The following is an 11,641-nucleotide window of genomic DNA, read 5'->3' on the forward strand; positions in this document are numbered from 1 at the left end:
CCCTCCCGTCCCAGATGAGTTCGCGCGCCCCGATAGAGGACGAGATTTTCGTACTTCCAAGAAGTTTGAAATGGAATGGTCATGGTCCACATCCTGCAGTGTTTCCAGTCTGCCCGCGTCGAGGCGGGCGAGGAGAATGCGGTATGCGGTCTGTCTTGGGGGCGCTGGGCGCGCTCTGCGGCGTCATCTGCTGGGGAGCTGGGTGTGTCTCGGGGGCTGGGGGCGGCGCGGCGGAGGGAGAGCCGGGGCGCGACGGCGTGGATCCGATCGGGGCGAACGCGGAGCACAGATCGCCCGCGGGAATGTGCGGGACGGGGGCAGCGGATCCCGGCGGTGTGTGTCAGGGCGCCGCGGCCCCGCGCGGCGGCAGCGTGTCCGGCGCGGGTGGGCCGAGCGCGGCCGCTCGGGCCGAGCCGGGCTGCCGGCGGCGGCCGTTCAGCCGGCAGTTCCCCGCCACGGGCGCGACGTTGCGCGGCTTCGCCATCGACACGGCGGGCAACGCGCTGCTCGCCGGCGCCCTCGAGGGCGACGCGACCTTCGGCGACACCCGGCTCGAGAGCGCGGGCGCGGCGGACGTCTTCGTGGCGAAGCTCGACGCGTGCGGCAATCCGATCTGGGCCAAGCGGTTCGGCGACGCCGCGGCGCAGGGGGCCATCGACGTGGCCGCGGGCAAGGGGGGGCACGCGTTCGTGCTCGGCGAGTTCACCGGCGCGCTCGATCTCGGGGCGCACCACCTCACGGCGGCGTCGCCCTGGGGCGCCGATCTGTTCCTCGCGAAGCTCGGCTCGAACGGCGCGACCCGCTGGGCCGTGCAGATCAGCGCCGAGGAGGACTCCATCCTGAGCGGCACGGCGCTCGCGGCTGACGTCGACGGTGGCGCGCTCATGCTCGGCAGGCTCGAGGGGGCGGCGAAGGTCGCCGGCGTGCGGATCGAGCGGCGGGCGATCGGCGCCTTCGTCGTCCGGCTCGACGCTTCGGGTCGCGTCGTGTGGGTCAGCCTGCCGCCGAGCGGCGCGGACAGCGAGGAGATCGGCATCGAGGTCGACGACGACGGCAACGCGCTCATCGCGAGCCAGGACGGGCGCGGCACGGCGACGTTCGTGACCAAGCTCGACGACGACGGACAGCTCGAGTGGCACAAGCGGTTCCGCGGCTCGTCGGATCAGCTGGAGATGGCGTTCGATCTCGCCGTGGATCCGGACGGCGCCGCGCTGCTCTCCGGCAGCGGCGTCTTCGGCGAGCCCGAGCTGCCGGGCGGCCCGCGGCCGTTCGTGGCCAAGCTCGACGACGACGGCGACGTGCTCTGGGTGAAGCGCTTCGACGCGCGGAGCCCCCGCCAGGTCACGGCGAGCGAGGAGAGCGTGGTGCTGGCCGGCGATGCGCTGTGCGCGGCGGAGGAGCCGGCGTCGTGCAGCGCGTGGGCGGCCGGGCTGAGCCCGAGCGGGGGGGAAGAGGCGTGGACCCAGCGCATCGGCGCCGACGTCCGCGTCGTCGGGCTGGAGCTGGACCCGTGGGAGAAGCCGGTGCTCGCCGGGGGGTTCCAGGGCACGATCGCGCTGGGGGGCGACGAGCTCTCCAGCGAGCAGGGCGCGCTCTTCGTGGCCCGGCTGCCCGAATCGGACTGACCGCGCGGCAGTGCTCGAAATTGAGCATGAAGGCGGGAAGGCGGGAAGGCGGGAAGAAAAGATCAATGATCTTCCTGCCTTCCCGCCTTCATGGGAACTCTCTCCGGCAAATTTGAGCACCACCGACCGCGCCCGGCGCGCCGGGTCCTTCGCTCGGCGGTGTCCTCGGCCCCTCCGCGCGCCATGACCCGTGCAGGCGCTGCTGCCTCCCGCAGGCGGCTGCTGCCTCCCGCAGGCAGCTGCTACCTCGCGCAGGCGCTGCTGCGGCGTCGTGCAGGCGCTGCGGCGTCGCGCAGGCGCTGCGCGGGGCGGGCCCGGCTCACAGGCCGAGCGCGCGGCGGACGGCGGCGGCGATCTCCTCGGGGGTGCCGCCGATGTCGACGCGGATCGCGTCCTCCGGCGGCTCCAGCGCGGCGAGCTGCGTCGCCAGGAGGCCGGGCGGCATGAAGTGCTCCGTCCGCGACGCGAGGCGCGCGGCGATCAGCGCGGGATCGCCGGTCAGGTGCACGAGGCGCATGCGCGCGGGGTCGACGAGCAGCTGCGCGCGGTAAGCCGCCTTGAGCGCCGAGCAGGCGATCACGGCGTCGCGCCCCGCGTCGAGGAGCTGGCGGATCCGCGCCGCGAGCGCGGCGAGCCACGGCGCGCGATCCCGGTCGTCGAGCGGCTTGCCGGAGCGCATCTTCTCGATGTTGGCGGCGGGGTGGAGGTCGTCGGCGTCGAGGAACTCCCACCCGAGGTCGCGCGCGAGGCGCACCCCGACCGTGGTCTTTCCGGCGCCGCTCACGCCCATCACGACCACGATCACGGGCGCCGCGCCCCGCTGGCGCCTCTCTCACGGGCTCTCCGCATGGTGGTCGCATCCTATCATGCGCGGCGCCGTGTCCTGCACGCCCGCCGGCGCTCGGACCACGGCAGGCCGGCACGCCCCCTGCTCCGCCGGGCGCATGCGTAGGCCTCCGATCTCCGCGGTCCTGTTGCCCTTTTCCCTGATGTCCGCCGGTTGCACCTCCGACGGCGCCGCGGCGGCGAAGCCCTCACCGCAGCCCTCGGCCTCCGGCTGCAGGGATCCGGACACGGCGGGCTGCGTCATCGCCTCGGAGAAGCCGCGGATCCGCGCGCCCGACGTGCCCCAGGCCGACGCCAAGGAGCTCGTCGCCGGCAACACGGCGTTCGCGCTCGAGCTCTACCGTCAGGTCGGCGCCGAGCCTGGCAACCTCTTCTGCTCGCCGTACAGCGTGTCGAGCGCGCTGGCGATGACGTACGCCGGCGCCCGCGGCGAAACGGCGGAGCAGATGGCGCGCGCGCTGCGCTTCACCCTGCCCCAGGAGCGGCTTCATCCGGCGTTCAACGCGCTCGACCTGGCGCTCGCGCGCCGCGGCGAGGGCGCCGAGGGGCAGGACGGCGCGGGGTTCCGGCTCAAGGTGGCCAACGCGCTCTGGGGACAGGTCGGCTCCTCGTTCGCGCCGTCGTTCCTCGACGTGCTCGCGGAGAGCTACGGGGCCGGGCTGCGCGTCGTCGACTTCGCCCAGGCGCCCGAGGAGGCGCGGGGGATCATCAACGGCTGGGTGGCAGAGCGCACCGAGGACCGGATCAAGGACATCCTGCCCGAGGGCGCCATCCAGCCCGCGACGCGGCTCGTGCTGACGAACGCCATCTACTTCAACGCAGCGTGGCAGTTTCCGTTCGAGGAGGAGGCGACCGCCCCCGGCGACTTCACGCTGGCGGACGGCTCCATCGTCTCGGTGCCGATGATGACCGGCAACGCGCAGGTCCGCTATGGCGACGGCGACGGCTACGAGGCGCTGGAGATGCCCTATGAGGGCGGCGAGCTGTCGATGGTGCTCGTGCTCCCGTCGGAGCTCGGGGGCTTCGAGGCGGGGCTCGACCGGGAGCGGCTCGATGGAGTCCTCGCCTCGCTCGGATCGCGGAGCGTCACGATGACGCTGCCGAGGTTCAAGTTCGCGTCGACCCTCGATCTCGTCCAGCCGCTCACGGAGCTGGGGATGCCCATCGCCTTCTCCGGCCTCGCGGATTTCTCGGGGATGAACGGGCAAGGCGGCCTCTTCATCAGCGACGTGCTCCACAAGGCGTTCGTCTCCGTGAACGAGGCGGGCACCGAGGCGGCGGCGGCGACGGGGGTGGTCATCGGCGAGACGTCGGCGCCCGAGCCCGCGACCATCCATTTCGACCGTCCGTTCCTCTTCTTCATCCGGGACCACGCGACCGGCGCGATCCTGTTCGTCGGCCGGGTGGCGAATCCGTCCGGTTGAGCCGCCGAGCCCGCCGCGGCCGCCGTTCCTCCGGTCGCGGCGATTGCCACGCTGAGCTCGTCGGGGCATTTCTCCTCTCCAACGACGGAGGGCCGACGCCAAGGAACGCGCGCTGCGCCCGCCGTGCTGCGTCATCGAGGCGGCGTATCGCGCATATCCCGACGCGGCGCCCTCGACGCGGCGCGCGTGCGACGCGCGTGGCATTTTGTCGCGCAACGCCGCCGGGGGCGAAGCGGCGCGCGGGCGCGTCGTCGCTCGTCAGTAGAGGCGGGGGATGAGCCGCGCGGAGGTCTGGCGCGCGTACTCGTCGTATTCGGGGAAGGTGTCGCGCAGCACGCGCTCCTCGTACCCCATGCGGATGACCTGCAAGACGAGCTCGACCGTGTAGAGCACGATCGCGGCGATCGACGGATAGAGCACGATCACGCCGGCGCCCTGGATCACCGTCGCGAGGTAGACTGGATGTCGCACCAGCCGGTACGGGCCGCCCGTGACGAGCCGGCGCGCCTCGGGCATGACGCTGAACGACTTGCCCAGCCAGCCGAGGCTGACCACGGCGAGCGAGAGCCCCGCGACGAGGAGCAGCGTCCCCGCGATCTGGCGGCCGGGCGTCGGCGCAACCTTGGGCAGCCACGCCAGGCTCGCCGGCAGCAGGCCGGCGGCGAGCGCGGTGACGCGAGGCACGACGCCGCTCAGCTTGCGCACCGGGCGGAGGCGAACCAGCGTGAGCGCCGCGACGAGCAAGAGATACGCCTCGGTGGCGAGGAGCGCGGCCAGCGTCGTCCCGTACGTGAGCCCCGCGGGCCCGCGCCCGAGAAACAGGTGAACGTAGATATCCCGCCCGACGAACAGGGCGTTATAGAGCATCAGGACGGCGAGCGGCAGCCGCATCGCGAGGTCGTAGAGCACCGCGCCATTCATTGTATTCCCCCTTACGTTGGATGGTGAGAGGGGGCGCGGGTGCGGTCAAGCCGGCGCGGCCTGGTGCCGTATCGGAACCGTCGTCGATTCACCGCGGGCGCAGCGCACCTCGCGGCGCGCGAGCCGGGGACGTATGCGTCGCGGGTGGCGGCGAGCTCGGCTCATCCATCGGTCGTGGCGGCGTCGCACTCGCCCATCGCTTGGACGGCGACGCCGGCCATCGCGGCCAGACAGGCATTCGCGTAAGTCCTGTCGTCGCAGCCGCAGACGGGATTGAGCTCCTCCGTGCAGGACGCCGGTCGCTCCTCGCAGACGCCTGCCGCGTCCGCCCAGCCGCACCTGTCCTGGAGCGCGTAGCTGCAATAGAGCCCCGTGGCGCAGACGGGCGCGGGGCCGTTGGTGAAGCCGCCGCAGCTCTCCCCCGCCTCGGCGATCGGCGCCTCATCGGAATCCCCGCAGCCCAGCGCCGCGAGCGCCAGCAGCAGACCCAGCCCGTGAAATCGTCTCATGAATCACCCTCTCAGGACCAAGGCAGCCCACGGCACGGCGATCGAGGCGCGAGAGCCGATCTCTCGCCCCAGCGCGCCGAGCACGACATGGTCCACTGGGGATCTGCGCCCTCGTCCCGCTGCTGGGACTGGCAATGCAGTAGAACGCGGGAAATGCCGTGTCAAGCGAGGCTCGGAAAGGCCGGCTTCGGCGAGAGGACCGGAGAGGCCAGTGCGCGCCGCCGGGGCGGAGTGGGGTTGTCTGGGCGAGGCGGCAAGGGGGGCGCCGCGCGGGAGGGGGGCAGCTCAGCCGTACCGGAGCTTGAGGACGAACACGGTGCCCGAGAGGACGAACGTGATCGCGTTGGCGACGATGATCGGCACGTCCCCGGTGAGCAGGCCGTAAACGAGCCACAGGCCGACGCCGGTCACGAAGGCCGCGTACATGCCGACCGAGATCGAGCGGGTGTCCCGCGTGCGCAGCGTGCGGAGCACCTGCGGGAGAAAGGAGACCGTGGTGAGGGTCGCCGCGACGAGCCCGAGCGCGGTCACGACTTCTGGATTCATCGGGTGGTGTCTGTTCCTTCGGTTCGCCCCCGCTGCATAGAGTAGCTTTCCCCGGAGAGACAGGGAGAGACCGCGATTTTGTGGACGTGCCGCCATCGCCCGGAGGTGGGGGCCGCCCCCGGACCGCGGACACCCGCGCTCTCCAGACGCTGCCGCGTTCGCCGCGTTGTCGGGCGCCGGGGCGCTCTGGCCGGCTGTCCGCCTCGCCGGTCAGAGCGCCTGGACCATCCTCTCCACCGCCTCGCGGATCTCTCGCTCGTCCAGCGCCGCGAACCCGAGCCGCAGGAAGGGGCGTCTCTTGCCGTCGAACGCGAACCGTCGCCCCGCCGAGAACGCGACCTTCCGCGCGAGCGAGCGCTCGGCCCAGGCGTCCGCGTCGATCGCGGCGTCCACCTTGGCCCACAGGGCCATCCCGCCGACCGGCACGCGGAAGTCGAGCGCGCCGCCCAGCCGGGCGCGCAGCGACGCGACGAGGAGATCGCGCCGCGCCCGGTAAATGCGCCGCGCGCGCTGCGCGTGGCGCTGCACCTCGCCGTCCTCGAGCAGCTCGGCGACGGCGCGCTCCACCGCGTGGTCGCCCTGCCGGTCGACGAAGGTGCGGTGCAGGGAGAGCCGCTCGATCAGGGGCTCGGGCGCGACCACGAAGCCGAGCCGGAGCCCGGGGGCGAGGATCTTCGACAGGGTGCCGATGTAGACGACGATGCCGGCCGTGTCCGCGCTGGCGAGCGGCAGCACCGGGCGGCCGTCGTAGTGGAACTCGTGATCGTAGTCGTCCTCGAGGATCGCGATCCGGCGGCTGCGGCAGAGCTCGAGGAGCGCGATCCGCCTCCCGGGCGCGAGCACCGCGGTCGTGGGGTACTGGTGGTGCGGGGTGACGTAGACGGCGCGGAGGCGCTCGCGATCGGCGAGCTCCGTGAGCGCGTCGACCGAGAGGCCCGCGGCGTCGACCGGCAGCGGGACGAGCCGCGCGCCGGCGAGGCGGAGCGCCTCCCACGCGGGGCGGTAGCCGTACGACTCGACGGCCACCGCGTCGCCCGGCGCGAGCAGCGCGCGCGCGACGAGGTCGAGCGCCATCTGGCTGCCGCGCGTGACGAGCACCGACTCGGGGCCGGCGGCGAGGCCGCGCACCGCCGAGAGCATCGCGGCGAGGGCGGCGCGGAGGCGGGCGTGGCCGCGGGGATCGGCGTAGTCGAGCAGCCGCCTCGGCTCGGCCCGGAGCGCGCGGCGGTAGGCGCGCGCGAGCGCCGCGGTCGGGACGAGGCGTATGTCGGGGAGGCCGCCGCTCATCCGGAGCGCGCCCTCGGGGGCGAGGGGCAGGGGCCGGAGCGAGGTCGCGCCGAGGTCGAAGCCGAGCTTCGGCGGCACCTCGGCCCGGACCGCGGCGCGCCGGGCGAAGCGCCGGGGCGCGGGCGCCGGCAGCTCGGCCGAGACGAAGGTGCCGCGCGCGGCGCTGGCCTCGATCCACCCCTCGGCGGCGAGCTCGCGGTACGCGGCGAGGACGGTGTTGCGGTGGACCGACAGGGACCGCGCGAGCGCGCGGCTGCCCGGGAGCTCGTCGCCGGCGCGGAGCCGGCCGCGGCGGATGTCGTCGGCGAGGGCGCGCGCGATCTGCAGGAAGATCGGCTGCGACGCGGCGGGATCGACGGCGAGCGAGAGCTCCCAGGGCACGCCGACTGGTCTAGCAGAAATCCATGGACCGGATCTTTTGGACGTACCAGCCGCGCGGCACGCTCCGGCCATGCGCAGGAAGGACGTTCGCATGGATCGCGCGGAGGCCGAGGAGCTCCTCGGGCGCGCGGAGGTGGTGCACGTGGCCTCGACGACGGCGGAGGGCGAGCCGCTCTTGCGGGCGGTGCAGGGCGTCGTGGTCCGGGGGTCGATCGCGTTCCACGGCGCGCCCGCGGGCGAGGAGATCGAGGCCGTCGGCCGGGCGGCGGTGGTGTCGTGCGAGCAGATCGTCGCCTCGATCCCGAGCTATCTCGCCGAGCCAGCGCGCGCCTGTCCGGCGACGACGCTCCACCGGCGCGCGCGGGCGCACGGGGTGATCGAGCGCGTGGACGATCCGGACCGCAAGGCCGAGGTGCTGGAGGCGCTGACGCGGAAGTACCAGCCCGAGGGCGGGGACGCGCCGCTCGACGCCCGGGGTCCGCTCGACCGCGAGGCGATCGACGGGATCCTCGTGCTCGCGGTTTCGCTCGAGAGGCTCGACGGCAAGGCGGAGCTCGCGCAGCGCCGCGCGCCGGAGGAGCGGGCGCGGCTCCTCACGAAGCTCTGGGAGCGGGGCTCGCCGGGCGATCCCGAGGCGATCGAGCTCGTGCGCGGCGCGAGCCCGGACACGCCGGTGCCCGAGTTCCTGCGGGCGCCGGCGGGCTGCGCGCTCGCGTGCGCGCTCGGGCCGCGCGACGTGGGCGCGGCCGTCGATCTGCTCGAGGGGGCCTACTGGAGCCAGGGCGTGCCGCGCGAGGTGATCGCGCGGGCGCTGCTCGGCTCGTCGGCGTGGGTGGGCGCGCGCGACGCCGCGGGCCGGCTCGTGGCGACGGCGCGCGCGGTGAGCGACGGGAGCAAGCGCGCGTGGATGTTCGACGTGATGGTCGCCCCTTCGCTGCGGGGCCTCGGCGTGGGCGAGGCGGTGGTGCGCCTGCTGCTCGCGCACCCGGCGGTCCGCGGCGCGCGCCACGTCCACCTCGGCACGCAGGACGCGCACACGTTCTACGCGCGGTTCGGGTTCCGTAACCGCGCGGACCTGCCGCCGCTGCCGTTCACGTCGACGGAGATGGTCCTCGCCAGGGGGTGATGCCGGGGCGGCGGCGAGGGCGCGATGGCCTGCGCGAGGCGGTGCACGGCCTTCTGCGCGCGCGAGGCGGGCAGCGCGGCGAACCCGAGCAGCAGCCCGTCGAGCCGCCCCTCGGCCGGGTCGGATCGATAAAAGCTCGACAGGGCGCCGGGCGCGAGGCCCAGCTGGCTCGCGCGCTCGACCACCTCGCCGTCTCGGGCGCCGGTCAGGCGCGCGATCAGGTGCAGCCCGCCCGTCCCCTCCTCGACCTGGAGCTGCGGCGAGGAGAGCTCTTCGAGCGCGCGAGACAGCGCGCCGTGCCGCTCTGCATAGAGCGCGCGCATGCGCCGCACGTGACGCGCGAAGTGCCCCTCGCCGAGGAAGTCGGCGGCGGCGCGCTGCACGGCGAGCAGCGGGGCCGGGTGCAGCAGGCTGGCCACGCGGGCGAGCGCGTCGCGCGCGCCGTCCGGAACGACGAGGAAGCCGAGGCGCAGCGCGGGGAACATCGATTTGCTGAAGGTCCCCGCGTAGATCACCCGGCCCTGGTCATCGAGGCTCTTGAGGGCGGGCAGCGGCGCCGAGGCGCGCTGGAACTCGCCGTCGTAGTCGTCCTCGATGACCCACGCGTCGGCGCCGCGCGCCCAGGCGAGGAGGGCGAGCCTGCGCGGCAGCGAGAGCGCCATGCCGAGCGGCATCTGGTGGCTCGGCGTCACGAACGCGAACCGGGCGCGCGGGGCGAGCGCGGCGCCGCGGGCGACGTCGAGGCCCTCGGCGTCCACCGGCACGGCCGCGAGCCGCAGCCCGGCGAGCTCCAGCGCGGCCCGTGCCCGGTGGTAGCCGGGCTCCTCGAACCACGCCCCGTCCCCCGGCCGCGCGAGCGCGCGGGCGAGCAGGCCGAGCGCGCCGTGGTAGCCCCCGGTGATCATCACCTGCTCCGCGCGCGCGACGACGCCGCGGGAGACCGCGAGGTGCGCGGCGATGGCCTCGCGCAGGGCGCGGTCGCCGCACGGGTCGGAGCCCGCGAGATCGCCGGCGCGGGCGCGCCGCGCGTGCCGGCCGAGCAGCCGCGACCAGGTCGCGACGGGGAACGCGTCGACCGCGGGGACGCCGATCTGGAAGGGGCGGAGCGCCGCGCGGGCGCGGGGCTCCTTGCGCGGCGGCTCCGGAGGGGCCGCGGGGGCGAAGGCGGCGGCGATGGGGAGCGGGGTCGTGACGAACGTGCCGGCCGCGCCGCGCGCCACGAGGAACCCTTCGACCGAGAGGCGCGCGTACGCGGCGTCCACGGTCCCCCGCGAGACGCCCGCCTCGAGCGCCATGGCGCGCGCCGAGGGGAGCCGCGCGCCCGACGCGAGCGCGCCGGAGAGGATCGCCTGGCGGATCCGGTCGTAGAGCTGCGCTTGCAGCGTACCGGCGCTCCGCTGCCGCCGGCGCACCGGGGAGAGCCTGGCTCCGCGGCGGGTCACGATGGCCCACTCGTTTTCGAGGTTCTTGGCACTGTCGCTGGGCCATCATGAACCTATCCTGCCGGGCCATGGCAACCAAAACTTCCCGGCTCGACTACGCGGGGTTCCGGCGCCTCGCCCCCGAGACCGATCGCGCGCTGCTCGCGATCTCGGCCGCCACGAAGCAGAGCGCCCTCGGCGCGGAGCTCATCCAGCTGGTCAAGGTGCGCGCCTCGCTGGTGAACCGCTGCTCCTTCTGCCTCGCGATGCACCGGCGCGAGGCGCGACGGCTCGGGATCTCGGGCGAGCGGCTCGAGGCGCTCGCCCGCTGGCGCGAGAGCTCTTGCTTCACGCCGCCGGAGCGGGCGGCGCTCGCGTGGACCGACGCGCTGACGCAGCTCGCGGACGGCGGCGTGCCCGACGAGGTGTACAGCGAGGTGTCGAGCGCGTTCTCCGACGCCGACCTCGCGGCGCTGACGTCGGTCGCGGCGACGATCAACGCCTGGAACCGCATCGCCGTGGCCTACCGGTTCCCGGCGGCGCCCGACGCGGAGAGCGGCGAATGAGCCAGCCGCACTCCAGCGCGGCGCGCTTCCGGGCGCTGCACGCGCCGGGACAGCTCCTCGTCCTGCTCAACGCGTGGGACGCCGTGAGCGCCCGCATGGCCGAGGCCGCCGGCGGCGCCGCGGTCGCGACGAGCAGCGCGGCGGTGGCCTGGGCGCACGGCGCGGCCGACGGCGAGCGCCTGCCGTTCGACCGGCTGCTCGCCTCGACCCGCGACATCCTCCGCGCCGTGCGCGTCCCGGTGAGCGTCGATCTCGAGCGAGGCTACGCCACGAGCGCCGAGGGGGTCGCCAACGCGGTGTGCCGCCTCGCGGAGGCTGGCGTCGCGGGCGTGAACCTCGAGGACGGCGCCGAGCCGCCCGAGGCGCTGGCTGCGAAGCTGCTCGCGGCGCGAGGGGCGCTCCAGCGCGCCGGGCTGGACCTGTTCCTGAACGCGCGCACCGACGTGCTCCTGCGCGGCGCGCCCGCGTCCCCCGCGGCCCTCGACGAGGTGGTGCGCCGCGCCAGGCGCTACGTCGACGCGGGCTGCGACGGCGTCTTCGTGCCGGGCCTCGCGGCGGCCGAGGGGCTCTCGCGCGTCGCCGCGGAGGTGCAGGCCCCGCTCAACGTGTGGGCCTCGCCGGCGCTGCCGCCCGTCGAGCAGCTCCGAGCCCTCGGCGTGCGCCGGGTGAGCGTCGGGCCGCGCCTCGCCCTGACGGCGCTCTCGGCCGCGAGGCAGGACGCGGAGCAGCTGCTCGCCGGCCGGTGGGCGCCGCCGCCGTTCCACGATGCGCCGCTGACGTACGCCGAGCTCAACGCGTGGTTTGTGTGAGCGCATCGCGGAGCGGCGCCTCGCCGCACTCCGGGCGCGATCCCGAGGTCCCGGGATCATCGACAACCCAGCGCGCCACAGTGGATTCGAACCACTGGCCTTCGGCTCCGGAGGCCGACGCTCTATCCAGCTGAGCTAGTGGCGCATGCTCGCGGGGTTCGCGAGGGCCCGGAACCTACC

At 74.5% G+C, this 11,641-nt stretch carries 11 protein-coding genes and 1 tRNA gene; 5 read left to right on the top strand and 7 right to left on the bottom strand.

All coding sequences use genetic code 11. The features are described from left to right. The first annotated feature begins 143 nt into the window (after positions 1–143). Entirely contained in the window at positions 144–1,625 is a 1,482-nt protein-coding gene (locus WMF33_RS08730; protein WP_437336712.1) for a hypothetical protein, read from the top strand. Between the two features lie 319 nt (positions 1,626–1,944). Here the strand turns inward: WMF33_RS08730 and WMF33_RS08735 are convergent, their stop codons facing one another. Continuing rightward, positions 1,945–2,430, bottom strand: coding sequence for a gluconokinase (locus WMF33_RS08735; protein ID WP_020733718.1), 486 nt, complete (start codon positions 2,428–2,430; stop codon positions 1,945–1,947). Between the two features lie 184 nt (positions 2,431–2,614). On the opposite strand from WMF33_RS08735, the gene WMF33_RS08740 reads away from it, so the two are divergent. Next, on the top strand, positions 2,615–3,895 hold the full coding sequence (locus tag WMF33_RS08740; RefSeq protein WP_437336713.1) for a serpin family protein: 1,281 nt from the start codon (positions 2,615–2,617) through the stop codon (positions 3,893–3,895). A gap of 258 nt (positions 3,896–4,153) precedes the next feature. On the opposite strand, the gene WMF33_RS08745 is transcribed toward WMF33_RS08740, so the two are convergent. From WMF33_RS08745 to WMF33_RS08760, 4 genes are all read right to left on the bottom strand, one after another. Further along, a complete protein-coding gene (locus tag WMF33_RS08745) occupies positions 4,154–4,816 on the bottom strand; it encodes a methyltransferase family protein (protein WP_061622743.1) in 663 nt (220 codons plus the stop codon). 161 nt (positions 4,817–4,977) lie between these two features. Then, on the bottom strand, positions 4,978–5,325 hold the full coding sequence (locus WMF33_RS08750) for a Kazal-type serine protease inhibitor domain-containing protein (protein ID WP_437336714.1): 348 nt from the start codon (positions 5,323–5,325) through the stop codon (positions 4,978–4,980). Between the two features lie 285 nt (positions 5,326–5,610). Next, positions 5,611–5,871 carry a SemiSWEET transporter gene (locus tag WMF33_RS08755; protein ID WP_061622741.1) on the bottom strand — a complete coding sequence of 87 codons (261 nt, stop codon included), beginning with the start codon at positions 5,869–5,871 and terminating at the stop codon, positions 5,611–5,613. 210 nt (positions 5,872–6,081) lie between these two features. Further along, on the bottom strand, positions 6,082–7,539 hold the full coding sequence (locus WMF33_RS08760; protein ID WP_437336715.1) for a PLP-dependent aminotransferase family protein: 1,458 nt from the start codon (positions 7,537–7,539) through the stop codon (positions 6,082–6,084). A gap of 91 nt (positions 7,540–7,630) precedes the next feature. On the opposite strand from WMF33_RS08760, the gene WMF33_RS08765 reads away from it, so the two are divergent. Continuing rightward, complete coding sequence (locus WMF33_RS08765; protein ID WP_437336716.1) at positions 7,631–8,665, top strand: GNAT family N-acetyltransferase; 1,035 nt, start codon at positions 7,631–7,633, stop codon at positions 8,663–8,665. On the opposite strand, the gene WMF33_RS08770 is transcribed toward WMF33_RS08765, so the two are convergent. Further along, positions 8,581–10,107 (bottom strand): PLP-dependent aminotransferase family protein, encoded by a 1,527-nt coding sequence (locus tag WMF33_RS08770; RefSeq protein WP_437336717.1) that lies wholly within the window; start codon positions 10,105–10,107, stop codon positions 8,581–8,583. The two genes, WMF33_RS08765 and WMF33_RS08770, sit on opposite strands and share 85 nt — an antisense overlap. Before the next feature lie 68 nt (positions 10,108–10,175). On the opposite strand from WMF33_RS08770, the gene WMF33_RS08775 reads away from it, so the two are divergent. After that, on the top strand, positions 10,176–10,652 hold the full coding sequence (locus tag WMF33_RS08775; RefSeq protein ID WP_437336718.1) for a carboxymuconolactone decarboxylase family protein: 477 nt from the start codon (positions 10,176–10,178) through the stop codon (positions 10,650–10,652). Beyond that, positions 10,649–11,461: an isocitrate lyase/PEP mutase family protein gene (locus WMF33_RS08780; RefSeq protein WP_437336719.1), complete on the top strand. Its 813-nt coding sequence runs from the start codon at positions 10,649–10,651 to the stop codon at positions 11,459–11,461. Before WMF33_RS08775 ends, WMF33_RS08780 begins: the two co-directional genes overlap by 4 nt. 71 nt (positions 11,462–11,532) lie before the next feature. Here WMF33_RS08780 and WMF33_RS08785 read toward each other — a convergent pair. Next, positions 11,533–11,606, bottom strand: a tRNA-Arg gene (locus WMF33_RS08785). Positions 11,607–11,641 lie beyond the last annotated feature (35 nt).

This window comes from Sorangium sp. So ce394 (assembly GCF_051474665.1).
Classification (GTDB): Bacteria; Myxococcota_A; Polyangia; order Polyangiales; family Polyangiaceae; genus Sorangium; species Sorangium cellulosum_D.